Annotated in this window: 24 protein-coding genes; 14 read left to right on the forward strand and 10 right to left on the reverse strand. The window is 64.8% G+C overall.

The window, feature by feature from the left end; all coding sequences use genetic code 11:
• Positions 1–27 precede the first annotated feature (27 nt).
• Positions 28–171, forward strand: coding sequence for a hypothetical protein (locus tag AC1MH0_RS14020; RefSeq protein WP_165886470.1), 144 nt, complete (start codon positions 28–30; stop codon positions 169–171).
• A gap of 116 nt (positions 172–287) precedes the next feature.
• Here the strand turns inward: AC1MH0_RS14020 and AC1MH0_RS14025 are convergent, their stop codons facing one another.
• The 4 genes from AC1MH0_RS14025 to ku form a co-directional block, all read right to left on the reverse strand.
• A complete protein-coding gene (locus AC1MH0_RS14025; RefSeq protein ID WP_480963285.1) occupies positions 288–1181 on the reverse strand; it encodes a transglutaminase family protein in 894 nt (297 codons plus the stop codon).
• A gap of 151 nt (positions 1182–1332) precedes the next feature.
• Positions 1333–3771: a circularly permuted type 2 ATP-grasp protein gene (locus AC1MH0_RS14030; RefSeq protein WP_480965748.1), complete on the reverse strand. Its 2439-nt coding sequence runs from the start codon at positions 3769–3771 to the stop codon at positions 1333–1335.
• A gap of 374 nt (positions 3772–4145) precedes the next feature.
• Positions 4146–6671 (reverse strand): DNA ligase D, encoded by a 2526-nt coding sequence (ligD, locus tag AC1MH0_RS14035; protein ID WP_480963286.1) that lies wholly within the window; start codon positions 6669–6671, stop codon positions 4146–4148.
• Positions 6672–6795: 124 nt separating this feature from the next.
• Positions 6796–7677, reverse strand: coding sequence for a non-homologous end joining protein Ku (ku, locus tag AC1MH0_RS14040; protein WP_480963287.1), 882 nt, complete (start codon positions 7675–7677; stop codon positions 6796–6798).
• Positions 7678–7787: 110 nt separating this feature from the next.
• Between ku and pdxH the strand changes: the two genes are divergently transcribed.
• Genes pdxH through AC1MH0_RS14055 form a run of 3 tightly spaced genes read left to right on the forward strand, consistent with a single transcriptional unit; the run spans position 7788 to position 10112 of the window.
• A complete protein-coding gene (gene pdxH / locus AC1MH0_RS14045; RefSeq protein ID WP_480963288.1) occupies positions 7788–8366 on the forward strand; it encodes a pyridoxamine 5'-phosphate oxidase in 579 nt (192 codons plus the stop codon).
• Complete coding sequence (locus tag AC1MH0_RS14050; protein WP_480963289.1) at positions 8363–9310, forward strand: cation diffusion facilitator family transporter; 948 nt, start codon at positions 8363–8365, stop codon at positions 9308–9310. Before pdxH ends, AC1MH0_RS14050 begins: the two co-directional genes overlap by 4 nt.
• 10 nt (positions 9311–9320) lie before the next feature.
• A complete protein-coding gene (locus tag AC1MH0_RS14055) occupies positions 9321–10112 on the forward strand; it encodes a PhzF family phenazine biosynthesis protein (RefSeq protein WP_480963290.1) in 792 nt (263 codons plus the stop codon).
• A 168-nt stretch (positions 10113–10280) separates the two neighbouring features.
• On the opposite strand, the gene AC1MH0_RS14060 is transcribed toward AC1MH0_RS14055, so the two are convergent.
• Together AC1MH0_RS14060 and mnmA are read right to left on the reverse strand one after the other, a co-directional pair.
• Entirely contained in the window at positions 10281–10529 is a 249-nt protein-coding gene (locus AC1MH0_RS14060; RefSeq protein ID WP_056061094.1) for a UvrB/UvrC motif-containing protein, read from the reverse strand.
• Positions 10530–10543: 14 nt separating this feature from the next.
• Positions 10544–11665 carry a tRNA 2-thiouridine(34) synthase MnmA gene (gene mnmA, locus AC1MH0_RS14065; RefSeq protein WP_480963291.1) on the reverse strand — a complete coding sequence of 374 codons (1122 nt, stop codon included), beginning with the start codon at positions 11663–11665 and terminating at the stop codon, positions 10544–10546.
• 195 nt (positions 11666–11860) lie between these two features.
• Between mnmA and AC1MH0_RS14070 the strand changes: the two genes are divergently transcribed.
• The 3 genes from AC1MH0_RS14070 (at position 11861) to AC1MH0_RS14080 (ending at position 12842) form a co-directional block, all read left to right on the forward strand.
• Positions 11861–12088, forward strand: a complete 228-nt coding sequence (locus AC1MH0_RS14070) for a hypothetical protein (protein WP_056061089.1) — start codon at positions 11861–11863, stop codon at positions 12086–12088.
• Positions 12089–12191: 103 nt separating this feature from the next.
• Complete coding sequence (gene sciP / locus AC1MH0_RS14075; RefSeq protein ID WP_056061087.1) at positions 12192–12491, forward strand: CtrA inhibitor SciP; 300 nt, start codon at positions 12192–12194, stop codon at positions 12489–12491.
• 93 nt (positions 12492–12584) lie between these two features.
• On the forward strand, positions 12585–12842 hold the full coding sequence (locus tag AC1MH0_RS14080) for a GlsB/YeaQ/YmgE family stress response membrane protein (RefSeq protein ID WP_056061084.1): 258 nt from the start codon (positions 12585–12587) through the stop codon (positions 12840–12842).
• A 221-nt stretch (positions 12843–13063) separates the two neighbouring features.
• Here the strand turns inward: AC1MH0_RS14080 and AC1MH0_RS14085 are convergent, their stop codons facing one another.
• A complete protein-coding gene (locus AC1MH0_RS14085; protein ID WP_480963292.1) occupies positions 13064–13798 on the reverse strand; it encodes an SIMPL domain-containing protein in 735 nt (244 codons plus the stop codon).
• Between the two features lie 228 nt (positions 13799–14026).
• Here AC1MH0_RS14085 and AC1MH0_RS14090 point away from each other — a divergent pair, with 228 nt between their 5' ends.
• From AC1MH0_RS14090 to AC1MH0_RS14105, 4 genes are all read left to right on the forward strand, one after another.
• Entirely contained in the window at positions 14027–15217 is a 1191-nt protein-coding gene (locus tag AC1MH0_RS14090) for an efflux RND transporter periplasmic adaptor subunit (RefSeq protein WP_480963293.1), read from the forward strand.
• A gap of 4 nt (positions 15218–15221) precedes the next feature.
• Entirely contained in the window at positions 15222–18443 is a 3222-nt protein-coding gene (locus tag AC1MH0_RS14095) for an efflux RND transporter permease subunit (RefSeq protein WP_480963294.1), read from the forward strand.
• A 144-nt stretch (positions 18444–18587) separates the two neighbouring features.
• On the forward strand, positions 18588–18827 hold the full coding sequence (locus AC1MH0_RS14100; protein ID WP_480963295.1) for a hypothetical protein: 240 nt from the start codon (positions 18588–18590) through the stop codon (positions 18825–18827).
• A gap of 147 nt (positions 18828–18974) precedes the next feature.
• Positions 18975–20243, forward strand: a complete 1269-nt coding sequence (locus AC1MH0_RS14105) for a DUF445 domain-containing protein (protein ID WP_480963296.1) — start codon at positions 18975–18977, stop codon at positions 20241–20243.
• A gap of 1211 nt (positions 20244–21454) precedes the next feature.
• Here the strand turns inward: AC1MH0_RS14105 and AC1MH0_RS14110 are convergent.
• The gene (locus AC1MH0_RS14110) at positions 21455–22033 is read right to left on the reverse strand and encodes a hypothetical protein (RefSeq protein ID WP_480963297.1); all 579 of its coding nucleotides are present in this window, start codon (positions 22031–22033) and stop codon (positions 21455–21457) included.
• A gap of 213 nt (positions 22034–22246) precedes the next feature.
• Here AC1MH0_RS14110 and AC1MH0_RS14115 point away from each other — a divergent pair, with 213 nt between their 5' ends.
• Positions 22247–22558, forward strand: coding sequence for a hypothetical protein (locus AC1MH0_RS14115; protein WP_480963298.1), 312 nt, complete (start codon positions 22247–22249; stop codon positions 22556–22558).
• A 290-nt stretch (positions 22559–22848) separates the two neighbouring features.
• Positions 22849–23235 (forward strand): hypothetical protein, encoded by a 387-nt coding sequence (locus AC1MH0_RS14120; protein WP_235524712.1) that lies wholly within the window; start codon positions 22849–22851, stop codon positions 23233–23235.
• 446 nt (positions 23236–23681) lie between these two features.
• Here the strand turns inward: AC1MH0_RS14120 and AC1MH0_RS14125 are convergent, their stop codons facing one another.
• Positions 23682–23861 (reverse strand): hypothetical protein, encoded by a 180-nt coding sequence (locus tag AC1MH0_RS14125; RefSeq protein WP_480963299.1) that lies wholly within the window; start codon positions 23859–23861, stop codon positions 23682–23684.
• Positions 23862–24176: 315 nt separating this feature from the next.
• Between AC1MH0_RS14125 and AC1MH0_RS14130 the strand changes: the two genes are divergently transcribed.
• Positions 24177–24530: a hypothetical protein gene (locus tag AC1MH0_RS14130; RefSeq protein ID WP_480963300.1), complete on the forward strand. Its 354-nt coding sequence runs from the start codon at positions 24177–24179 to the stop codon at positions 24528–24530.
• Between the two features lie 598 nt (positions 24531–25128).
• Here the strand turns inward: AC1MH0_RS14130 and AC1MH0_RS14135 are convergent.
• On the reverse strand, positions 25129–25833 hold the full coding sequence (locus AC1MH0_RS14135; RefSeq protein ID WP_480963301.1) for an HAD family hydrolase: 705 nt from the start codon (positions 25831–25833) through the stop codon (positions 25129–25131).
• Positions 25834–25842 lie beyond the last annotated feature (9 nt).

The following is a 25842-nucleotide window of genomic DNA, read 5'->3' on the forward strand; positions in this document are numbered from 1 at the left end:
GTGTTTGGTTGCACGAGAGGAACGATCATGACCGACAAACAACCGATGCAGGGCGTGCCGAAGAACGACGACGGCGCGAAGGAAAAGGACGGCGTCAACAACGCGCCGGCCAAGGACAAGAGCGGCGAGAGTGGCGGCGGTTCGTATCCGAACCCGCACGACGAGAAGTAAGACCGCTACACTCCAGACCCACCGTGTTCTCCCGCGAAAGCGGGAGCCCAGGGTAACAATGGATCACGTTCGTGGCCCTGGACTCCCGCCTTCGCGGGAGAGCAGATTCCGGAATTTTACGCCTGAACTGTCTCATCCAACGGCGCGACATCGACACTAACATCCATGTTCTGCGCCCCCGACCCGAGCACCACCCCATCCACCGGCGCGATCTCGGCATAGTCCCGCCCGACCGCCATCACGATGTGATCGCTCGCCATCCAGATCCCGTTGGTCGGATCGACGCCAACCCAGCCGCGCACCGGCCCGCACCACAGCAACACCCAGGCATGCGTCGCATCCGCCCCGACCAGCCGTGGCTGACCCTCGGGTGGGATCGTCCGGATATACCCCGACGCATACGCGGCGGGCAGGCCAGCCGCGCGCAAGCCGGTGATCATGATCTGCGCGAAATCCTGGCACACGCCCTTGCGCTGGAGGAACGCCTCGTGCGGCGGCGTATCGACGAGCGTCGCGTCGGCATCGAATTCGAACTCCACTTGGATCCGCCGCGCGAGCGCGATCCCGGCCTCCAGCGCTCCCCGCGAAGGGTCGAGATCGACCGCGCAATAGTCGGCGATTGCCTGATCGAGCGGGATCAGTGGTGAGGGATAGATGTAGTTCGCAGGGCTAGCCGCGGACAGATCGGTGCTCGCCCGCGCCATCGCCGCGATCTCGCCCAGCGTCGGATCGCTGGCGTCGGGCACGGGCACGAGGCGGTCCACCGTCATCCGCGACCGGCTCTCGATCGTCAGGTGGCGAACCGGGCTGTCGACCACTAGCCGCGTCACGTTGGCCAGCCCCGCCTCCGCCCGCGCCGCGCTGGTACGCCCGGCCGGATGCACTGACAGCGCATAGCTATCCAGATGCTGCCCTGGCCAGTCGATCGGCTTCAACCGCAGATTGCACCGCGCAAACTTCACGCTCGCGCCGTAATCGAACGTCGTAACGTGGCGGATATCGTAGATCATCAAAATCCTCCCCGGCACGGGGAGGGGGACCGCCAGCTTGCTCGTGGTGGAGGGGGGGCGCCACGAACGGTGCGCTGGTGGAGAGCCCCCTCCACCATGCGCTGCATGGTCCCCCTCCCCGTACCGGGGAGGATTTGCAGCGTCACGTCCCTCACGCCAACGTCAGCCCGCTAGTCCGCAACGGCTCCGCACCCTGCAGGAAATACCGCCGCGCCAGCGCATCCGACACCGCGCCGAGACGCCGCTCGATATCCCCCAGCGTCTCCGCATCGAGCTCCGCCGCGGTCGCGGTCATCACTATCGCCTGCAGCCCGGTCGCTTGAGCCTGTTGCGGCTCCGCCATCTCGTCGTCGCTCAGCACCGGCAGCTCCGCCAACCGTGCCGCGATCCGCTCCGCCGAAAACGCCAACGACCGAGGATTGCCCGGATCGAGCGCCACCAGATCCATCACCGGCACGCGCGCGATCCCGGTCGGATAGCGCTGCCGATAACTGATCTGGCTGTCGGCAAGGTCGAGCAGCACCGACAGATCGTCCGGCGACGCGCCCGGCATCCCGAACAACCGGATCGCACGCGCCATCGCCATCGCCCGCTCGATCCGCCGCCCAAGATCGTGAAAGCGCCACGCCGCGGTCCGCCCCATATGCTCGGCCGATAGCCCCGCGATCGCCGCATAGCGCCGTTGCAGCGAGCCGGCCCGCTCCAGCATCCCGCGATGCGTCGGGAAGGGCGCCTCGAGCAGCCGCACCATGTCCGCCGACAACCGATCGCGCGAGCCTTCGCCGATCTCGCGCGCGTGGCGGTTGAGCGTCAGGATCGACTGCCAGCGTTCGTCTTCCATCGCGGTGCGGGCGAGCGCGGTCAGGTCGGCGCGGCGCAGCGACGGCGGGTGCGGCGCGCTGCCCGCCCCTACGATCAGCCCGACCAGCTTGCCGACCGTGGTGGGCGACAGCACAGCGCCGCCGTCCACGTCGATCGAATTGCCGAGCATTACCCGGATCGCGCCGAGCAGCGCTTCGCCGCGCTCCAGATAGCGCCCCAGCCAGTAGAAATTGTCCGCCACCCGGCTCGGCAACGTCCCCGGATTGCGTCGCACCTGGAGCGAGTCCGCGGCGGTCAGCAGCGACACGGGCGCGACCGGTTCGGCACCATAGATGCACACATCAGCGGACCAGATGCCTTCGCCCATCACCGCCGCCCGCGCATCGGGATGCTCGCCGATCCGCGCGAACCCACCGGGGAGGACGGTCCATTCGCCGTCGCCACCGCGCGCCGCGAAAACGCGCAGGGTGAAGGGGCGGGGGACGAGTGCATCGCCGACCACGACCGGCATGGTCGAGAGCTGGACCAGTTCCTGCCCGACATAATCCTGCGGCCTGTTCGCCATGTCGGCGAGCAGACGCGCCCGCTCCTCGCCAGTGATATCGGCGCCTGCGGTCGGTGCACCGGTCATGCCGAGCGGACGCGAGTGGAACGCCGGACCGATCAGCAGGCGATCGAAATTCGCCTCGACCTGCGCCCGCGCGCCGTCCTGCCCGCACCACCACGTCGCGATATTGGGGAGTAGCAGGTCTTCCCCGAGCAGCGACTTCGCTAGCTGCGGCAGGAACGCCGAGAACGCCGGCGCCTCCAGCACCGCTGAGCCCGGCGCGTTCGACAGCACGACGTTGCCGGCCGCGTAGGCGTCGATAAGCCCCGGCACCCCGATCTGCGAATGCGTGTCGAACGCCAGTGGATCGAGCAGCCGTGGGTCGAGCCGCCGCCATAGCGCATCGATCCGCTTGAGCCCGCCAATCGTGCGGACATACACCTTGTCCTCGAGCGCGGCGAGATCGGCACCCTCGACCAGCAACAGCCCCAGATACCGCGCGAGATGCGCCTGCTCGGGATAGCTCGGGTTGAACCGGCCAGGCGTGAGCAGCCCGATCCGCGGGTCGGTCCGCTTGCACATCGCCGCGATTCCGGCGCGGAAGGCTGCGAAGAACGGCGCGTGACGCTGGACGTTGAGCCGGTCCTGCAACCCGCCGAGCGTACGGCTGACCGCGATCCGGTTCTCCAGCGCGTAGCCGGCGCCGGCGGGTGCGCGGAGGTGATCGGCGAGGACGCGCCACTCACCGGCCGGCCCGCGACCGAGATCGATCGCGATGAAATCGAGATGGCGTCCGCCGGGCGGGTCGAGCCCGACCATCGGCCGCAGGAAGAACGGGCTGCCGGTGACGAGCGCGGCGGGGATATGGCCGTCGGCGACCAGTCTGCCCTCGCCGTAGAGGTCGGCGATCACCGTCTCCATCAGCGTCGCGCGCTGGATCACGCCGCGCTCGATCCCGGCCCATTCGCCGGCCTCGATCAAGAGAGGGACGGGCGAGACGGGCCAGGGGCGCTCGTCGGGTTCGTCGGCGATGCGGAAGCCGGTGCCAATGTCGACCGCATGCCGCTGGACGCGTTCACGGATGTGGCCGAGGTCGTCCGAGGCGACCATCGCGAGTTCGGCGAACATCGCCGCCCAGGCGGGGTCTGCATCTTCGCAGAGCACGTCGGCGCCGGGGGTGCGCGCGCAATAGTCGGCGATCCAGCGCTCGGCATGGATCATCGCGTCGAAAAGGGGCGCGGTGTGCGTCGCCGTGTCCGCCGTGTTCAATGCCTCAAGCCCCCGAATACAGGCGGCGGTTTTTCACCTTTCGACGCGGCGGTGCAACATAAATTGTCGGTAAGGGGGCGTCTTAACTTCCGTTCCCTCGCGAACGCGGGGGTCCAGGAATCCCAAGCGCTGCGTGCAGTTACCCTGGACCCCCGCGTTCGCGGGGGAGCAGTAAGAAATAACGTTGATCGCCCGCTAAGTCGCCCCCCCGGCGAAGGCCGGGGCCCAGTTGGAAAGGTGGTCGTAACGGAGCGCTGCCCTCCGAAGGCAGCGTTCCTCAACTGGGCCCCGGCCTTCGCCGGGGTGGTGCTAGTGAAGGGGGCCGCTCACAAATCTGGCAAAACCTGATCCGCTACACCCCAACCCGCCAGCGCCCGCGACCCGGCCCGCTCGATCAACTCCGCGCCATCCCGCACACCCCAGCGCGCGGCCGTGTCGATATCGCGCAACTCGGTCCAAGACACCGGTGCCGCCACCGGCGCCCCAGCGCGAGCTCGCGCAGAATACGGCATCACCGCGGTTGCCCCGCGCTGGTTCCGCAGCCAGTCGATGAAGATCCGCCCCTTGCGCTTGGCCTTCGCCATCGTCGCAACGAATCGCTCGGGATCCGCCCCCGCCATCGCCCGCGCGAAGCGATCGGCGAAGTCCTTCACCGCCGGCCATTCCGCCTCCGGGGTTAGCGGCACGACCACGTGGACGCCCTTGCCACCGGACAGCATCGGGAAGCTGACGAGGCCCAGCTCGGCCAACTGGTTCTTCAGATGCTCGGCAGCCTTCTTCGTGTCGCCGAAATCGAGCCCCTCGTCGGGATCAAGATCGAACACGAGGCGGTCCGGCTTCTTCAAGGACGCATTCGACGATCCCCAGCCGTGGAACTCGATCGTGCCCATCTGCACGCAGGCGACCAGCCCGTCGGCGTCGTCGACGTACAGATAGTCTTCGGTCGAGCCGTCCTTCTCGCGGATAGGTACCTTGTGGACAGCGTCGCCGAAGCTTCCGGCATCGTGTTTCTGGAAGAAGCACGCACGTGATCGACCTTGCGGGCAGCGGACGAGGCTGATCGGGCGGTTTCCCGCGACCGGCAGCATGATCCCCGAGACCGCGACGTAATAGTCCGCGAGATCGCCCTTGGTGACGTCCGACTGGTCGAAGATCACGCGGTCCCGGCTGCTGACCTTGATGCTGGTCGCGGGAGCCGCGGCTTCCTCCACATCCGGCAGCGGCGCGGGCGTCTCGGCAACGACGTCCTTCGCCGCCTTGTCCTCGCGCAGGCCGATGAAGCTCGAATGGCGGAGCACGCCGTCGGGGGTGACTTCGGCAAAGGCGACCTCCGCGACCAGTTTCGGCGTCACCCATTTCGCGCCGCGGACCGCCGCCTTGGGGGCCTCGACCGTCGGGGTCTTGCGATCAAGTGCGTCGAGCTTGTCGCGAATTTCGTCCATCAACGCCTGGTCGAACCCGGTGCCGACCTTACCCGCATACCGATAGCCCTTGCCCTCGCGCACGCCGAGCAGCAGCGACTTGAACCCGCGTTTCTTGTCCGACGGCAGCCAGCCGACGATCACGAACTCCTGGCGGTGCGTGCATTTGACCTTGAGCCACGCCTTGGTCCGCTTGCCGGCATAGGGCGCGTCGGCGCGTTTCGAGACGATGCCTTCGAGGCCCTCGCGGCACATCGTCTCGAACAGTTGCTCGCCCGCGCCGATGACGTGGTCGGAATAGCGGAGACGGTCCTCGTCCTCGGGGATCAGCGGTTGCAGCCTCGCCTTGCGGTCGAGGTTGGAGAGACCGGTCAGGTCTTCGCCGTCGAGCGCGAGCAGGTCGAACGCGAACAGCGTCATGTCGCCGCCGGTGGAGATGGCGTCCTTTAAGGTCGAGAAGTCGGGGTGGCCGTTCTTGAACGCGACGATCTCGCCGTCGATCAGGGCGGATTTTACGGGGAGGTTGGCGGCGGCGTCGGCGATCGCGGCGAACTTGTCGGTCCAGTCGAGGCCGGTGCGGGTGAAGACTTTCGCATTGCCGTCGGTGACGGAGATCAGCGCGCGGTAGCCGTCGTATTTTACCTCGTGGAGCCAGGCGGAGCCGGTGGGGACGGCGTCGACGAGGGTGCAGAGTTGGAGGTCCCGAAATTCCTCCCCGGCACGGGGAGGGGGACCGCCGCGACCTTTCGCGGTGGTGGAGGAGGGCTTGTCGCTGGCGTTAGTTTTGCGGCTGGCGGTGCTCTTGCGGCCCGCCCCCTCCACCAGCTTCGCTGGTCCCCCTCCCCGTACCGGGGAGGATTTGCCCTCTTCGATCTCGATCATCGTGCGGCCGGTCGAGACGCTCGTCAGCGCTTCTTCGACGAGCGTGTCGGTGCCGCCCGCTGCCGCATCGTCGATCTTCCGCAGCAGCCAGTTCTCGCGCTTCTCTTTCGCGCGGGGCTTCAGGCGGATGAGCAGCCATTCGCCCTTCATCCGTTCGCCATCGAGGACGAAGTGGAGGTGGCCCTTGTCGAGATCCTTGGCCGACTTGCCCTTGATCGGCGACCAGGTGCCACGGTCCCACAGCATCACCGTACCGCCGCCATACTCGCCCGCGGGAATGGTACCTTCGAAGGTGGCGTAGCTGAGCGGGTGGTCCTCGGTGCGGACGGCGAGGCGCTTCTCGTTGGGGTCGAGACTGGGGCCGCGGGTGACTGCCCAGCTTTTGAGGACGCCGTCAATTTCGAGGCGGAAGTCCCAGTGGAGGCGGGTCGCGTCGTGCTTCTGGACCATGAACGAATTGCCGTTGCCGGGGTCCAGCGTGCCCGCGGGTTCGGCGGTTTTGGTGAAGTTCCGCTTGGCATTGTAGAGGGCGAGGGGATCGTCGACCATCTACTCACCTCCCGCAGGCGGGAGGGGCTGGGGGTGGGCTCGCGCCATCGCCAACCGCTCCGTTCGAGGAGAGCGCGAGCCCACCCCCGACCCCTCCCGCTCGCGGGAGGGGAGGAGAATAGGGTTATGCACGTTTCTTTGCCGCGGCGGGCTTGGTTGCAGCGGCCTTCGCAGGCGCCTTCTTGGCTGGCGTCTTCTTCTCCGCAGCCTTGGCCGGCTCCTTCGCTGCCATCGACTTCTTCAACGCCGCCATCAGATCGACCACGTTCGAGCCGGTCTTTCCGCCGGTGTCCTTGTCCTCGATGATCTTCTTCCCGTTCGACTTGCGCTTGCGTTCGATCAAATCCTTCAGCGCGTCGACATACCGATCGTGGAACTCCTGCGGATGGAAGTCCGCGCTACGCTTCTCGATCAGCGCTTCGGCGAGTTCGAGCAATTCCTCGGACGGCTTGTCGTCCGGGATCTCGCGGAAATAGCCCTGCGCTTTGTGCACCTCATCGGCATAGCGCAGCGTCTCTAGCACCATCCCGCGCCCGCACGGCTTCAGGCTCACGACATATTCGCGCCCGCGCATCGCGAGCTGCCCGAGCCCGACCTTCTTCGTCCGCTTCAATGCCTCACGCAGCACGATGAACGCCTCCTCCGCGAGGTCATCCGCCGGCACGACGAAATACGGCTTCTCGTAATAGAGCACGTCGATCTCGCTTGCATCGACGAACTGCGTCAGCTCCAGCGTCTTCTTCGATTCGAGCTTCACCGCATCGATCTCGTCCTGTTCGAGCAGGACGTATTCGCCCTTCGAGACCTCGTAGCCCTTCATGATCTCGTCGGCATCGACCGGGCCGACGCCGGTGACGACCTTGTCGTAATGGATCGGCTGGCCCGACGGCTCGTGGATCTGCTTGAACGACACCGCCGCGCCGGACTTGGTCGCGGAATAGATCTCGACCGGGATCGAGACGAGGGCGAGACGGATCTGCCCCTGCCAATACGCGCGCGCTGCCACCCTGGATGTTCCTTCGTTGCGGAAACGATTCGATTACCTGGGTCAATCATCGGCACGGTAGAGTCGTTCCAAAGTTTCGTTCCGCGCCAAATCCCGCTATGGCGCGCGGCATGTCAGACGATCCCTTCACGCTGTTCGACAGCTGGTACGCCGAAGCCAAGCAGTCCGAGCCGAACGACCCGAACGCGGTCGCGCTCGCGACGGCCGATGCCGAGGGGCGGCCATCGGTGCGCATGGTGCTGTTGAAGGGGCACGGCCCCGATGGCTTCGTGATCTACACCAACCGCGAAAGCCGCAAGGCGAGCGAACTGGCGGCCAATCCGCAGGGTGCGCTGCTGTTCCACTGGAAGTCGCTGCGCCGGCAGATCCGCATCGAGGGGCCGGTGTCATGGGCGACGGACGAAGAGTCGGACGCCTATTTCGCCTCGCGTGGTCGTGATTCGCGGCTAGGGGCCTGTGCGTCGGAGCAGTCGCGACCGCTCGATAGCCGCGAGACGTTCGAGCAGCGCTTTGCGGAAATGACCGCGAAGTTCGAAGGCCAGGACGTGCCAAGGCCGCCGCATTGGGGCGGCTACCGTGTCACGCCGACGCGGATCGAGTTCTGGCAGGATCGCGCGCATCGTCTCCACGAACGCCGGTTGTTCGTTCGCGAAGACGGCAACTGGAACGAAGGGCTGTTGTTCCCATGACTCAGGACGAACGTCGCAGGGTCATACCCCTCGCAACCCGCGCGGCGCTCGCCAGCGTCGCGATGGCGTGTTTCCTGCTGCTGCTGAAGGGCTTCGCGGCGTGGTCGACGGGCTCGGTGGCGATGCTCGGTTCGCTCGCCGATACCGCGCTCGACCTGCTCGCGTCGCTGGTCACGCTGTACGGCGTGCGGCTGGCGGCGACGCCGGCGGATCACGACCACCGCTTCGGCCACGGCAAGGCGGAGGCGCTCGCGGCGCTGTTCCAGGTCATGCTGATCACCGCGTCGGCGGTCGGCATCGCCTGGCGCGCGATCCTCGCGTTCGGCGATCCGCAGCCGACCACGGGCGCTGAGTTCGGCATCGGCGTGTCGGTGATCGCGATCGCGGCGACGGTGTTCCTGCTCGCCTATCAGCGCAAGATCATCCGCCAGACCGGCTCGGTCGCGATCCTGGCGGACAACGTCCATTACCAGTCGGACGTGCTGCTCAACGGCTCGGTGATCGTCGCGCTGGTGCTCGATCAATATGTCGGGTGGAGCGGCGCGGATCCGATCTTCGGCATCGTCATCGCGCTTTGGCTCGCCTGGGGCGCGTTCCAGGCGTCGTCGAACGCGATCGACCAGCTGATGGACAAGGAATGGCCTGAGGATTTCCGCGCGCAATTCCTCGATGTTGCCGCGCGCCAGCCTGGCATTCGGGGAATCCATGATTTCCGCACGCGCCGCTCTGGCAGCCACGATTTCGCGCAGTTCCACATGGAGGTGGCACGTGACCTGACCGTGGAACATGCGCACGACATCGTCGAGGCGGTCGAGCGCAATCTGCGCACCGCGTTCCCCAAGGTCGAGGTGCTGATCCATCTCGATCCCGAGGGGCATGTCGACACCGACAATCCGCTGGTCGAGGCGGACGTGACGCCGCATTGGTTCGGCAAGCGGGTTTGAGGATTTAGGCATGAGAATACCGTTCGCGCAGATCGATGCGTTTTCCGACACGCCCTTCGGCGGCAACCAGGCTGCGGTGATGCCGCTGTCGGCGTGGCTCGACGACGCCGTGCTGCTGAACATCGCGCAGGAGAACAACCTGAGCGAGACTGCGTTCATCGTCGCATCGGATGACGAGGGCGTGGATTTCGACCTGCGCTGGTTTACGCCGGGCGCGGAGGTCGCGCTGTGCGGTCATGCGACGCTGGCGAGCGGGCACTTCGTGCTGTCGTCGGACACCGCGCTCGACCGGGTGCGGTTCCGCACGCGGCAGGCGGGGATGCTCGAGGTCGCGCGGGCGGATGGCGGCTATACGCTGGAGTTGCCTGCGTGGGGGCCGAGCCCGAAGGCGATCCCGGAGATCGTAGCGGCACTCAACATCGCCGGGCCTGTCGAGACCCTGTGGCACGAGAAGGGCTATGCGCTAGTGATCGTCGAGGACGAGGCCATCGTGCGTGACCTCAAGCCCGACTTCGCGGCGCTGGCGAAGTTCCCGATCGTCGCGATCGTCGCGGCGCGGGGGGAGGCGACCGACATCGTCAGCCGCGTGTTCACGCCGTATTACGCGATCAATGAGGATCCGGTGACGGGCTCGGCGCATGCGGTGATGGTGCCGTATTGGGCACCGACCTTGGGGAACAGCTTTACGGCCTTTCAGGCGAGTTCGCGCGGCGGGAAGCTGACGTGCCGTCTTGATGGCGACCGCGTGGTGCTGGGTGGATCGTGCGTGACGACGATCGAAGGCACGTTTCTGCTGCCTTGATGTCTTGGCCCGCTTTAGTAGCTACCGCCCGGCGAAGGCCGGGGTCCAGTTGGCAAAGTCGCAGTAACAACGCGCAGCTTCCGCCAACTCTGGTTTCCCAACTGGGCCCCGGCCTCCGCCGGGGTGGCGCTCTTCTCCAGAGGTCGTCCTGAAGGGCGATCAGCACGGCTACCGCTTCCGCCCCTTGGTCATCGGATCGGGCTTCTTCGGTTTTACCCAACCCGGCGGCGGGGTCATGCGTTGTTGGCTGGTGCCGAGACCCATCGCGCCGGGCTGCTGGCGAGTCAGTCCCGCGGTGTCTGCCACCTCGCCGCCGCCGCGCAGCACGCTGATCTGATCGCGCAACTTGCCCGCAGTCTCGAAATCCATCGCCGCGGCGGCGGCTTCCATCTGGCGGCGTAGATCTTCGATATCCATTCGCCCTGAACGCGTCAGGCGGCGACGAGTGCCGCCTCGGTCTCCGCGATCCAGCCGCCGCCGAGCACGCGCTCGCCCGCATACAGCACCGCCGCCTGGCCGGGCGCGACGCCGTATTCGGGCGCATCGAACACGATTCGGTCGCCGACTAGACGGGCAGGGACGGGCTTTGCCATTGAGCGTACCTTGGCCGTCACGGGCCCGGTGAAATCGCCGCCAAGCCAGTTGATGTCGGTCATCCGCGCCGCCTCGACGGCGAGTGCGCGGCGGGGCCCGACGACGACTCGCTTCGTGGCAGGCTCGACTCGTATGACATAGAGCGGCTCGGGACTGCCGCCGATCTCCAGCCCGCGGCGCTGGCCGACGGTGAAGTGGATCAGCCCGCGATGTTCGCCGAGTTTCGCGCCGCCGAGATCGACTATGTCGCCTGCCGTCTCCGCCGCTTCTGGGCGCAGTTTTTTGACGAGACCGGCGTAGTCGCCGTCGGGAACGAAGCAGATGTCCTGGCTGTCAGGCTTGGCCGCGACGCCGAGGCCGAGTTCGGCGGCGATCTCGCGGACTCGCGCCTTGGGTAGGCCACCCAGCGGAAAGCGCAGATAGTCGAGCTGCGCTTGCGTGGTCGCGAAAAGGAAGTAGCTTTGGTCGCGTGCCGGATCGGCGCCACGGTGCAGTTCAGCCCCATCCGCGCCCTCGACTCGTCGGACATAATGCCCGGTCGCCAAGCAGTCTGCGCCGAGATCGCGCGCGAGCTTCAGCAGGTCGGTGAATTTCGGCCCCATGTTGCACTGGACACACGGGATCGGCGTGCGACCGGCCAGATACTCGTCGGCGAACTTGTCGACGACCTGCTCACGGAAGCTGGTTTCGTGATCGAACACGTAATGCGCGATCCCCAGCCGGTCGCAGACCGCGCGCGCATCGCGGATATCGCGACCCGCGCAGCACGAGCCTGCGCGGCCGACCGCCTCGCCGTGATCGTAGAGCTGGAGCGTCACGCCGATGGTCTCGGCGCCGGTGGCATGCGCGAGCGCGGCGACGACCGAACTGTCGACGCCGCCCGACATTGCCACGACGATGCGCTTTCCGGCCATGCCCGCACCGGCACTGGCCCCGAGCTGAAAATCGGTCTGATCCATGCGGCGCTACATAAGCGCGGAGGTGCCGCGTTGCAAAAAGATGCGTCGATTAACCTCGATCAGGCCGAAGCGAGGGAAAAATGCGACCGGCGAACGTCGCAATGCAACAAATCGGCCACTGCGTGGCGGGTGTTTTACGCAGTCTTCATCCCCTTGCCCTAGACAGGGGCTTCCGAGAATGAAGCGAGTGACCCGTTGGACCTGAGTTTTCCCCGTTTCGATCGCGACGCAGAGGTCACCGTTCTTCCGGGTGACCTGGCCGTCCTGATCGTCGGTATCGCCGCCCGACAGGCAGCGAGCCCGACAGCGGCGGTGCAGGCGGGATTTGCTCGCGCCACGATCGATCCGAAGTTGTTTGCGCCGCTCCACGGTGCATTCAACGGGCCGATGGCCGCGGCGTTGACCCGTTGGAAGGAGGAATGAAGATGCTGTTTACCGCGGCGTTTCAGCCGATCTTCAAGACCTGCGATTACAGGTCGAACGAGCATATCGAGAGGGGGCCCCCCGCCCCGATCAGAGGTTTCAAATGATCGAGAACCAGAAAATTCGTCCCGGCAAGGTCATCGGGCCATTGGGCGAGCAGCTGACGCTGGACAGCCTGCCACCGCCCAGCACCACGCGCTGGGTCGTGCGGCGCAAGGCCGAGGTCGTCGCCGCGGTGAATGGCGGACTGCTGAGCGTCGACGATGTCTGTGCACGCTACGGCCTGACGGTCGAGGAGTTCGCCGGTTGGCAGCGTGCGATCGATCGGTCGGGTATGCCCGGCCTGCGCGTGACACGAATTCAGCACTATAAGTCATTGTACGAGCGCCAACAAAAGTATTGAGGGGCAAAACTCAAAACGCGAGCGGAACAAAAAACGCCGTTCGCTCGTCTTTCCGCCATCGCCCGGATACGGGTTCAACGGAGGGAAAATATCATGGGTCTCATTCTTTGGCTGATCATCGGCGGCGTCATCGGCTGGATCGCTAGCATGATCATGCGCACTGACGCGCAGCAGGGCATCTTCCTGAACATCATCGTCGGCATCGTCGGCGCGTTTATCGGTGGCCTGATCCTGTCGGGTGGTTCGATCAACAATCAGCCGCTGACGCTGACCTCGTTCATCGTGTCGCTGCTGGGTGCGATTATCCTGCTCGCGATCGTGAACCTCGTGCGTCGCGGTAGCGTCCGCTAAGCTTCGCCTCGTCACGCGAAGGTAAAGGGCCGTCCGGGCAACCGGGCGGCCCTTTTCCGTGTGTGGAGATCAAGCGGCGCTGTAATCCTCCCCCGCCAGGGGGAGGTGTCGCCGAAGGTGACGGAGGGGGAGGAGCGCGCAACCGTCGTTATCGCTGACCTCCCCCTCCGTCTGGCAAGTGCCAGCCACCTCCCCCTGGCGGGGGAGGATCGTAGAGAGCGTCAGTTCAGCAGGAAGCGTACTGACAGCGTGACAGTTACGTCCTTCTCGCCGGGTGCGATCTGCGTGCTGTCCTTGGCCATCGCCGCACGCGCCATGAACATAGGCTGCGGCGCCCCCCCCGTATCCTGGCCCGATTCCGCGATCGAGACGATCCGCGACACGCGCAGCCCCGCCGCCTTGGCATACAGATCCGCGCGACGCTTTGCCTGCGCGATCGCGTCGGTCCGTGCCTCGTCGAGCGCCGCGTCGGGCTTGTCGATCGTCAAGTTCGGCCCGTCGATCTGGTTCGCACCCTGCGCCACCAGCGCGTCGAGGATCGACCCAGACTTGGCGACGTCGCGGAAGCGGATCGAGACGGTGTTGGTCGCCTGATACCCGGTGATAACCGGCGGCTGGTTGTCTGCGTAGCGATATTGTGGCGACAGTTGGACGTTCGAAGTGGCGACGTCACGCGGTGCGACGCCCGCCCGCTTGAGCGCGTCCAGCACCTTTGCCATCCGTTGCGCATTGTCGGTGAGCGCCGCGGCGGCGGTCGGGGACTGCGCCACTACACCGGCGCGAATCGTCGCGAGATCGGGTACGCGCGTCGTGCGACCCTCGGCGGTCACGTCCAGCACGGTCCCGGCGGCGGGTACCATCGGCTCGACCGTGGTCGGGGCGGCCTGGGCATTGGCGGCGGCGGGAAGAATCGCGGTGGCGCTCGCCAGGATGGTCAGGAACGATGCGGTCTTCATGATGGTGTCTCCCGTTGAACTGTCCGTGCGTGTCGCCCGGATCGGCTCAACACAAGCTGAACGTCTTTCAAACTCTGCGAACCGCATTGCGAATAGATCGAAATCGAAGCATGTCTGCATCCTGCGCTCGTCGAGGGGCTTGAGCACGGTGACTTATTCATATAACACAGCCGGTGAATGGCGAAGCGGGTCGAGACAAGACCGGTCGAAATTGGGATTGTGACGCGCATGAACTACGAGACGAAGACCGTCGGCCAGATTGACGGTGGCGAGACCGAAGACCAGCTCGTGCTCCCCGATTACACCGCACCGTCGCACCGCCGCCGCAACATCATCATCGCGGTCGTCGTCGTGCTGGCGATCATCGGCGCCGTCTTCGCGTTCAAGGGCGGCAAGAAGGAGGCCGCTGCCGGTCCGGTCGTCGAGCAGGTGCCGACCGTCTCGGTCGTGGTGCCGGGGCGCAAGACCGTCGACCGCACGATTTCCGCGACCGGCACGATCGCCGCGCGTCGCGAAATGCCGGTCGGCGTCGCAGGCGAGGGCGGGATGATCACGCGCGTGCTGGTCGAGCCGGGCCAGTGGGTCGCCGCAGGTCAGGTGCTCGCGACGGTCGATCGCTCGGTCCAGACCGAGACCGCCGCCTCGCTCGCCGCCTCTGTCAGCGTCGCGCGCTCCGACGAAACGATCGCGCAGGCCGAACTCGATCGCGCCAAGCAGCTTGTCGATCGCGGCTTCATTTCCAAGGCCGATCTCCAGCGCAAGGCCGCGACGCGCGACGCCGCAGCCGCACGCGTGAAGGTAGCGCAGGCGACTCTGGGTGAGGCGCGTGCCCGCAACGGCCGGCTCGATATCCGTGCGCCCGCCGCTGGCCTTGTGCTGACGCGCGGCGTCGAATCGGGTCAGGTCGTGGGCGCGAGTACCGGCGTGCTGTTCCGCATGGCCGCGGACGGCCAGATGGAAATGCGTGCGCAGTTGAGCGAAGCGGATCTCGCCGGGCTCCATGCGGGCGCCCGCGCGACCGTCGTTCCGGTCGGCACGACTCAGGGCTTCCCGGGCCAGGTGTGGCAGGTCTCGCCGGTCATCGACCCGCAGAGCCGGCAGGGCATTGCGCGGATCGCGGTCGCCTATGACCCCGCGCTGCGGCCGGGCGGTTTCGCCGCGGCGACGATCGTCGGTGGCGCGACCCAGGCACCGCTGCTCCCCGACTCGGCGCTGCAGAGCGACGAGAAGGGCAGCTTCGTCTATATCATCGGCGCCGACGACAAGGCCGTGCGCCGCGATATCAAGATCGGCCAGGTCTCCGATGCGGGCGTGACGATTCTCAGCGGACTCGACGGAACCGAACGCGTAGTGTTGTCTGCAGGCGGGTTCCTGGCGCCGGGGCAAAAGGTGAAGCCGGTCACGAAGAAAGCGAGCTGAGCTCATGAACTTTCGCAACATCTCGGCCTGGGCGATCCGCAACCCGGTGCCGCCGATCGTGCTGTTCATCGCGCTGACGCTGGCGGGCATCGTCAGCTTCATGCGGATGGACGTGAACAACGATCCGGACATCGACTTCCCGATCGCGATCGTCGTCATCAACCAGCCGGGCGCCGCGCCGACCGAACTCGAGACGCAGGTCACGCAGCGGGTCGAGGCCGCGGTGCGTTCGCTCCAGGGCATCGATGAGATCACCTCGACCGTGACCGAGGGCCAGTCGCAGACCGTCGTCCAGCTCAGCATCGGCACGCCGATCGACCGCGCCGTCACCGACGTCCGCGACGCGATCGCGCAGATCCGCAGCGATCTGCCCGAGGGTATCCTCGAGCCGCAGGTGTTCCGTGCGAACACCACCGACAACGATCTCGCCAGCTATTCCGTGATCGCCAAGGACATGACGGTCGAACAGCTGAGCTGGTACATCGACAACAACGTCGCGAAGGAGTTGCTGTCGGTCCCGGGCATGGCCGCGGTCAACCGCAACGGCGGCGTCAGTCGCGAGATCCGTATCATCCTCGACCCGCTTAAGCTGCAAAGCCAGGGGCTGACCGCGAGCCAGGTCAACGCGCAGCTCCGCCAGGTCAATCTGAACGCGGCGGGTGGCCGCGCCGAGATCGCCGGGTCCGAGCAGTCGGTTCGCGTGCTCGGCAACGCGAAGGACGCGGTCGCCCTCGCGCAGACCCAGATCAGCGTCGGCAACGGCCGCACGGTCCGGTTGGCCGACATCGCGCAGGTCCGCGATCTCTACGCCGAACAGCGCAGCCGTGCCGCGATCGACGGCCGTCAGACGATCAGCTTCGACTTCCAGCGTTCCAAGGGTTCGTCCGACGTCACCGTCTTCAACGAGGCGGTGAAGAAGCTCGCGGCGATGGAGAAGCGCAACCCGAACGTGCATTTCGTGCTGCGCTCGAACAGCGTAAAATACACCGAGATGCAGTATGAGAGCGCGATCCACGCGATGATTGAGGGCGCGGTGCTCGCGGTGATCGTGGTGTTCCTGTTCCTGCGCGACTGGCGCGCCACGGTGATCTCGTCGCTGGCGATCCCGCTGTCGGCGATCCCGGCCTTCTGGTTCATGGATCTGCTCGGCTTCAACCTGAACCAGATGACGTTGCTCGCGCTCAGCCTGGTCGCGGGCGTGCTGGTCGACGACGCGATCGTCGAGATCGAGAACATCGTCCGGCACATGCGCATGGGCAAGTCCGCCTATCAGGCCTCGATCGACGCCGCCGACGAGATCGGTCTCGCCGTGCTGGCGACGACGATGGCGATCGTCGCGGTGTTCCTCCCGGTCGGCCTGATGCCGGGTATCTCGGGGCAGTTCTTCAAAAATTTCGGCCTGACGGTGGTTGCCTCGGTGCTGATGAGCCTTGCGGTCGCGCGCCTCGTCACGCCGATGCTCGCGGCGTATTTCCTCAAGTCCGCCGGCCCCGCCGTCCACGGCGAGGGCGTCCTGATGGACGGTTATATGGCGACGCTGAAATGGACGCTGGAGACCGGCAAGGCGAAGGCCTCGGCGGCACGCGGCGGCTTCCACCGCCTGACCAGCCGTTTCCGCGATCACCGCTTCTGGGTGCTCGGGCTTGGCCTGTTCGCGTTCCTGATGACGATCGTGATGTTCGCGGTCCTGCCGATGACGTTCCAGCCCGCGCAGGACAACGATACCTCGATGGCGGTCATCGACATGGTGCCGGGCACGACGCTGGCGCAGACCGAAGCCGTGGTGACCAAGGTCGCGGCGCTGATCGGATCGCAGCCCGACGTCCAGTCCGTCTACGCGCGCAGCGGTGCCAACGGTTCGGTCAATGCCGGCCGCGTCACCGCGACGCTCAAGGACGATCGGAAAATGAAGAGCACGGAGTTCGAGCGCAGCCTCGCACCCCAGCTCGCGGCGATCCCTGATGCGCGCGTCTCGTTCCGGTCGCAGAATGGCTGGGGCGGCAGCACGCGCGACATGAGCGTGACGCTGGGTGGCGACGATCCCAAGCTGCTCGATGCGACCGCGCAGAAGATCGTGACCGAGATGTCGCGCCTGCCGACGCTGGTCGCGCCGCGTGTCGCGGGCAACATGCAGCGCCCCGAAATCGTCATCAAGCCTCGCTTCGATCTTGCCGCCAATCTCGGCGTGACGACGCAGGCACTGTCGTCGGCGATCCGGATCGCAACGCTCGGCGACATCGACCAGAACTCGGCGCGCTTCTCGCTGTCCGATCGCCAGATCCCGATCCGCGTGGCACTCGATCAGGGCGCGCGTAGCGAGCTCTCGACGATCCAGAACCTGCCGGTGGCGACAGCGTCGGGTGGTTCGGTGCCGCTCAACCTAGTGGCGGAGATCACGCTCGGCTCGGGCCCGACCAAGATCGACCGCGTCAATCAACAGCGTCAGCTGACGATCGGCGCGGATCTCGCTCCGGGTATCGTGTCAGGCGTCGCGCAGAAGCAGATCGATGCGTTGCCGACTATGGCGAACCTGCCGACCGGCGTGAACAAACTCGTGCTGGGGCAGTCGAAGTTCCAGGCGGAGATGATCAACAACTTCATCCTGGCGGTGATCGCGGGGACGTTCCTGGTGTTCGCGGTGCTGGTGCTGCTGTATCGCCGTGCGCTGCCGCCGTTCGTCAACATGGGGTCGCTGTTGCTGGCGCCGCTGGGCGGACTGCTCGCGTTGTGGGCGACGGGCAATCCGGTGTCGATGCCGGTGTTTATCGGCATTCTCATGTTGCTGGGGATCGTTGCGAAGAACTCGATCCTGCTGATCGACTTCGCGCTGGAGGAGATGGGCAAGGGCGTCGACGTGTGGACCGCGGTGGTCGATGCCGGCCACAAGCGCGCGCAGCCGATCGTGATGACCACGGTCGCGATGGTCGCGGGCATGATCCCGACCGCGCTGTCGCTCGGCGGCGACGGATCGTGGCGTGCGCCGATGGGCATCGTCGTGATCGGCGGGCTCGTCCTGTCGACCATCCTGACGCTGTTGATCGTCCCCGCGGCGTTCAGCCTCGCAGTCGGGATCGAGCGGTATATCGGCCCACGCCTCGGCCGCAGCCTGCTCACCTATCGCCCCGGCGACGACGGCAGCGAAGTGATCGGGCTCGCCGGACCGTCGGGGCCACGGCTCGGACCGGCAACCCCCAAGCTCGGCGATGGCACACAGCCAGCCGAGTGACGCCATCGCACCCCTCGTGTTGAGCGACGCCGGAGTTCCGCGCGATGGCGGGGCGTCGCGGAATACGGCACGAACGGCGCCTGCACGGGCCGTCTGGTTGAGCATGGGTAGGTCGAGCGTGTGCCGGTTGAGCGTGGGCCGGTCATGCTGGAGCCAATCGAAAGCCGGGCGGTCGAGCATGGGTCGGTTGAGTGCGGCCCGGTCGAGCATGGGCCAGTCGAGCGCGGGCGGGTCAAAAGCATTGCGCGTCGGCCTGGCGTCAAGGAATACGGCACGAACGTTACCAGCGCGAGCCGTCTGGCCGAGCGCGGGCAAGTCCATCACGCGGCGGTTGAGCGTGGGCCGGTCATGCCGGCATCGGTCGCAAGCCGGGTGGCAGTCTAGCGCGGACCGCTCGGAACCCAGCCAATCACGCGCGGGGGTGGCCAAATTTCACCAGTCGAGCGCACCTGAATCGAGCGCAGGTCGGGCGAAAGCCGGATCGTCCGCCCCGGTCGTGAACTATCCCCGCGCTGGGGGATTGTTTCGGGCATGACAGTTTCAATCCGCACGCGCCCGGCGAGCGAAGCAACGCCGCCCGCTCTCGTCCGCATGCGGATCGTCGCGACCGGGCTGCTCGTGTTCATGGCCGCGACGTTCTTCGTCAGCCGCGCGCTTGTCCCCGTCCACCCCGCCTTCGCGTTCGTCCGCGCGTTCGCCGAGGCGGCGATGGTCGGCGGCCTCGCGGACTGGTTCGCGGTGACCGCGCTGTTCCGCCATCCGCTCGGCCTGCCGATCCCGCACACCGCCATCGTGCCGCGCAACAAGGATCGTATCGGCGACACGCTCGCGCAGTTCCTCCGCGCGAATTTCCTGATCCCCGTCGTCATCGCAAGGCGTACTCGCCGCCTCGACGTGGCGGGCGCGATTGCCCGCTGGCTGACCGATCCGCCCGAGGGGGCAGGGGGGCGCTTTCGCCAGGGCGCATCGAAGCTGGTCGCGCAAGTGCTGGAAGGTCTCGATCCGGCGCGGCTCGGCGGGATGGTCAAGGCCGGGATCGGCGCCCGCCTGCGCGCGACGGAGGTGTCGCCGATCCTCGGCCAGTTGCTCAAGGCCGCGATCGCCGAGCGCCGCCACGCGCCGCTGCTCGAAAGCGCGATCCGCTGGGCGGCGAAGACGCTGGCCGCGAACGACCACCTCGTCCGCGCGATGGTCCACGACAAGGCCGGCTCGATCCTGCGCTGGACCGGGCTCGACACGACCGTCGCGGACAAGCTCATCAGCGGCTTCGACAGGCTGCTCGCGGAGATGGCGGAGGACCCCGAGCATCCGCTGCGCCTGAAGGCGGAGGAGGGGCTCGATCGGCTCGCCTGGGACCTGCAATATGACCGCCGGATGCGCGAGCGCGTCGAGACGATGAAGAACGACCTGCTCGACAATCCGGCGATGCAGCGCTGGCTCGACGGGCTGTGGGAGCAGGCGCGCGGCGCGCTTCTGGCGATCGCGCGCGATCCCGAGCGGGCGATGGCCGGCAAGCTCGGCGACATCCTGCGCCAGCTCGGCGAGACGTTGCAGCATGATCCGCGCATGTCGCGGACGATCAACCGGTTCGTGCGGCGTGCGGCGGTCGGCGCGGCGGCGGACTACGGCGACGGCATCGTCAAGCTGGTCTCGGAAACGGTCCGCAGCTGGGACGCCGACACGATCACCCGCCGCCTGGAAAACGCCGTCGGCCGCGACTTGCAATATATCCGCGTGAACGGCACGATCGTCGGCGGGCTGGTCGGGCTGGTGATCCACAGCGTCGATGTGCTGTTGTGATGGGGACGGCGTACGACCGTTTCGATCCCACGCGGATCGGCAGGTCCGTTCGAATACCGACAGGTGGCGGCCATCTTAGTGCGAAACTTGGTAGGCTTAGCTACCGAAGAACGTGACGGTCGGACGTCGATTGTCGACTTCGAATGGCGAGAGGGGAAGGGAAAGCGGGAGGGCCGCTTTCGGGCGTAAATCATGCTGATCGCCGTTAATTATCACGCATTCGTAGCGATTTGGCTCGGGTATCAGTGCTTTGTTAAGCGTAAACGCCGACACCGGTGCGATGCTCATTGATACAACCGCCCCGTCAGCCGGAACGACCGCCCTTGATAGTCCCGCGCTGTCCGTATCCGACGCCTATCGCGAGCGAGCCACCTCGGCGAAACGGTCAGCCCGCGATTGCGTTCTGTTGGCGTGCGTTACCTCGCCGCTACTCTCGGCGGAGTTGATCGACCGGGCGATCGTCCACTACCGCAATGCCATAAGCGCGATCGCGGCAACCGCACACAACCGAACGACTTGACGTCCGGATTGGGAAGGACAGCGGACTGGCTGCTTTTAGACTGAATCGACGATTATCGTACCCCCGATAATCCGCACTGCTGCTGGAACCCCTGCCATACCTTACTGGCTGTACGCCGATCTACTGCGTCCATGAATGCCGAACTGAATGTGGCGTCCCCGTCAAAATAGGCAGTGAGAAGCGGAGCGGAACGACCTGAGTGTTTCAGGGAGTGGAGCATAAGACGGATTGAACCGGCTTCCGGTTTTGCGCCCCTATCGCTGACGACGCGACCATATCGGCTAAGCACGCGCATGGCGCACCTTGCGGTGGCATCCAGCGAGCGTTTCGAAAACCCCTGCCACTCGGGCACCGGCCTGTTCGCGTGGAGCATACCCCCAGTCGTCAACACGGCCGCTGAAAGGACTATGGAAGCCATTCGGATCGTACGGTTGGTCATTGAGACATGCTGCCTTGCTGAACGATCGTCCGCAATCGGGAAGCGCGAGAATGTCCGCGATCGGCAAGGTATGGGTGTAAGCGGAATGGCCCGAATGGGAAGGAAAGCGGACTGTCCGCTATTGGGAAGGCAGATAGCGTTAGCGAACGTCGCTTAGCGCTGCGGCCTTTCCCGAAAATGATGGTTTAACGAGAATGTGCTGGTCGGAGAGGCTAGCGGGCTTAGCGGCGTTCGAATGCCTGGGACACTGTGTTAGCTCGACGGCCCTTCCTGGCGAACGCAAGTGAAGCCATTCATCGGATTGTTTTTTGTTACTTCTTTCTGCGCGGTGCATCTTCGCAGATTTCCGAACATAGATACCGCCAAGGAACGCAGGCTCATGGCGGCTTCGCCGTAATAAGGTGCCGCTTCCAAAAACTCGTTTTTGTAGGAGGCGATCTGCAAGGAGGTCAACCGACTGCACTTCTCAAGTGTCGAGACAAATGCTTTACCACTATTCTGCCAGTCCCCGTTTGAACCGGGTTTAGTTTGGTAAGCGGTAAAGCCTGCAAGCCCGCATGAATTTGGCCTATCCGGCGCAGTTGGAAATAAAAGATACCTGCCCAACCATCCGCCATCATCCTCATACTTGACCAGTATTTGACCATCGGCAGATGACCAAAGTAATCGAGCCATCGGCCTACAGGGCGCGTAGTGCAATACTGCCACGGGGGGATCACGCGCGATACAGTCTTCGCGTTCTAATTTGAAGGGACCGTGCGCAGCAACGGGCGACTTTTGCAGATCCCGAAGGACGTAGTCCTGAGCGATGAAGGCGATTAAGGTGAGCACTGATCGAGGCTATCTTCTAAAGCGAATGTCCGCAATCGGGATGCTTGCTTCGGGCAGTGTCCGCGATCGGGCATCTGTCGATCCCGCGCTTCCTAAAAGGGAACGGCGATCAAGGCGGCAGCGGCGTTCGCGTTGGGATCGAATTTCGGCAATGTCCGGGTCGGGAAGGAAAGCGTACGTTGCGTCCCAGCGGTAAAGCGCTACAAACCAGCCATGCTGTGGAACGTCATAGACAGGCGCACCCGTCCTTACCGCTGGCGCGAAGTGAATGCGATTGTTGAAGCTGTAGAGCACGACAACAGTTGTGACGACGCTGACCAAGCCCCGGAAAGCGATCCGTCGTTGACCGTAGACTATGATGCGCTGGAAGCTGTTTCCGTGCGGGATGCAGTAGCTTGGGCCAACCAGCAGCGATGCCCCGTTACGCTGTATCTATACGATTTGGACGGTGGCTTCGCGGACAGCGAGCACTTTAACGAAGTCGCTAACCGGTTCCCGGACGACGGGGTAAGCCTGCATCCCTGAATGTCCGCTATTGGGCGTAAGCGGAATGGCCGGCATGGGCAGGATAGCGGACGGGCGGCTTTCGGGCCGATATACTGTAAAGCGGACGTTGTGGATCACCGATTTGTGAGCAACCGCGTACTATACAGAGCGTCCGGGGGGTGGCCGCTCCGATCCCAGTGCAGAGAGTAGAGGGCCAGTTAACAAAATTGCCCGACAAACGCCGGCGCTGGCAGCAATTTGACACTTCGGCGCGTTGTGTACGAATGATGTCGCTGATGTTCAACGATTGACGATAACCGGAGGACCCGATGCTTCCCATTCTGCTCGCCGCTGCTGTAGCGTCAAACGCCCTCACCGTCTTACCGAATCGGGATGTGGATGCACGTCCTCCCAATCCAGCGATTGGCATTCTCTACATGCCAACGCCGCTCACTGTTTCAGCGGACACGACGCACAGTACCCGCCTGGCGGCACTTCGTACCGAAGCGCTCGAGATGCAGGCTATTGACGGAGGAACCCTAACCCCCGAACATCGCGCTCAGTTACAGGTCAAACTCGATCGAATTCAGCTTCGTTATGCAGAGATGCTTCGCCGGGCAGACCCGTTCTCGATCGATTCAAACGGTAACGCGATATACAGTATCCATACCCGGCCGGTTGTGTTCGTTCCCGACCTGCGCCGGACCACTCCATAGGCAATAAGCGGCTAGCTGAATTACCGACCGCTTTTGAAATTATCCCGATGTGCTTGAATGTCGTAGTTTGGGCGGAAGCGGAATGGCCGAAATGGGAAGGATCGCGGACATTACCAACGGTCGTCGCCATTGCCCTTCCGAGAACGCAAAATACTTCGCAAACCCTCGAAGTCGCTTACGAACGACCCCACTACGATTGGCGTCCCCACAAGCAGGTACACAGGCAAAAACCATTGCCATGTCTTGTCTGGTATTCCCGCATAGAGCATCGCAATACACACCACGGTTAGGAATAATGCGGGCCACAGTGCCCATCGCGCCAAGCGCTCGACCGTCCCTACGTTTACCTTATCGCTGCTGTTCATCCGGCATCCTCCGGGAATTAAGGAATGTCCGCAAGTGGGCGACTACGGACCGCCCACTTGATCGAGCGCGAAGAGCGCGCGTCACTCGAATGTTATTGAGAAGATGCGGACTGCAAAGCCGTTTGCCCGCACTTCCTTGAGCGCGGCTTTATCTGCTCCAGCTTTGAACGTCGGACCACTAGTCGAGATGGTTTTTAAGAATTCCCAAGGCGAATAGGTCTGCGGCAGGTTCGCCCCCGTTCTGTCGACCGTGTAGGCCATCGCGCCTTTCACCCCAGAAAACACATGTAGGGCTTCACCATCACGCGAGGCTGCCGCGCTTCCGACTGCTACGTTCCCAGCTATCGATAATGCGAGGGCGCATATGCGTCTGATCTTCCTCATTCGTCCCCCAGGCAGCATGTTGCACAGTACAGAATAGTACTGAACGAGCGGCAGCTTTGAGGCAATGATCGAGGAGCAGCGGTGTCCGCAAGTGGGCGATAGCGGAATGGCCGCTCTGGAGAAGAAAGCGGACGTCTAGCGCCTGGCATACGCAGGTTGCGGAGTGGACGGCGCTGCCCCTATTCAGAGGGAATGTTGGATGCAGTCATACCGCTCGGCGTCTTGGCGCTCATGCTCATGTTCGTGGCACAGGTCCGCCGCTTGCTATCGCACGCAATTCTGAACCGGACTATTCGAAAGGCACTAGAGGTTGACCTTCCCAGTGCGCATCTGCTGATAGAGAAGATCGATCCTCGCCCACGTTGGCCCGACGCATTGGCAGGTTGGATTATGGTTGTCGCGGGACTGGCGCTCGGCGCCGCATCCATTTTTGCTACAGCGACCGAACGCATCGAGGCGCTTCAATTGGCAGCCATTAGTGTCGTCGTCGGTGGAGGAATTCTATTTTACGCTTGGTGGGTAGAACGGGGTACGCCTCGCCCGTAGGTCGGTTTCCTCCACGTGGCCACAAACGAGAATGTCCGGTTCCGGGTGACATCTGAATGGCCGAGATGGAGAGGAACGCTGGCGTTCAACCAGACCCGTGACATTGCGCAGAGATTATTTTCGTTGAAGGGATGTCGAACTCAACGTCTATGAATGCGCAGCCGCCGTCCGAAACGCTCGGCAACAATCGAGAGTTGGTCAACCAGCGCCGTTCACCGGCTTTGAACCCGTCGGGCGGGGGGCAAAGTAGGGCGATCTGGCCGTTTGTCGGTCCGCCGGCTTTGGCTCCAGCGCATGAGGACAATGATGCGTCGGGGCGAAAATACAGCGCACTCACGCGCTCGTTCGACGAAGGTGCATAGGCGCGCGCATATGTTTTCAGCGGCCTTGCCCCTTTCGGAAGGCTAATTTGTGGCTCTATCATGTCCATGATCACGGTTTGCTCCGAGCGGACATGCGGCGAGCAACCGCCAACACAGAGTAACAGTACCGCGAATAAGAGACGTGCCATCATGCATGGTGCACACACCCAGTGAAGGTGCGCAATCGCGCAACGGTAACCGCAGGGTTCGTTCACTGGGCAGTGGCCGCGCGAAGGCTACCGCTCCCAATCCGGCATTGCCCAACCCTTGGCCTTCGCCAGCAGCCGCAAAGGCCCATGCGCGTTCACCGCGAAGGGTTCGTCGGCCCATTCGAAGGTCGGGGCGTCCGAGACGTGGTCGGAATAGAAGCGGATGTGGGCGTGGTCTCGGGGGATGCCTTCGCGGTCCATCCAGGCCTGGATCATCCGCAGTTTGGCCGGGCCGTAGCAATTCTCGCCTTCGATGCCGGCGAGCAGTACGCCGTCGCGGTCGCGCACGCTCTCGGTGCCGATCACCGCGTCGAAGCCCAGTCGCCGGGCGATCGCCTCGACGTAGAATCGGTACGATGCGGTCGCCATGACCAGCCGGTAGCCGGCGGCGCGGTCGGCCTCGATCTGCGCGCGGGCGCTGGCGAAGACGCCGTCGCGCATGACGCGGTCGGCGAAGGCTTCGGCCGCGCGGCGTTCTTCGGCGGGCGTCATGCGCTTGCCGAGCATCATTCGCTGCATCAGGTATTTGAGCCGGCCGCGGCTGATCAGCTTGCCGACATAGCCGAGTGCTGCGACTCCGGCGAACGGGACGAGCGCCAGCCGCCACGGTGCGCCGCCTTTCATCGCGGTGTGGAGCAGGAACGGCGTCCAGGTCGGCGCATGCGTGATCGTCTTGTCCATGTCGTAGATCGCGATACGGACGGTGGGGGGGGCGGAAGGCATTTCGATCATCGTCGTCGC

The sequence above is a fragment of the Sphingomonas sp. AP28 genome, assembly GCF_056680455.1.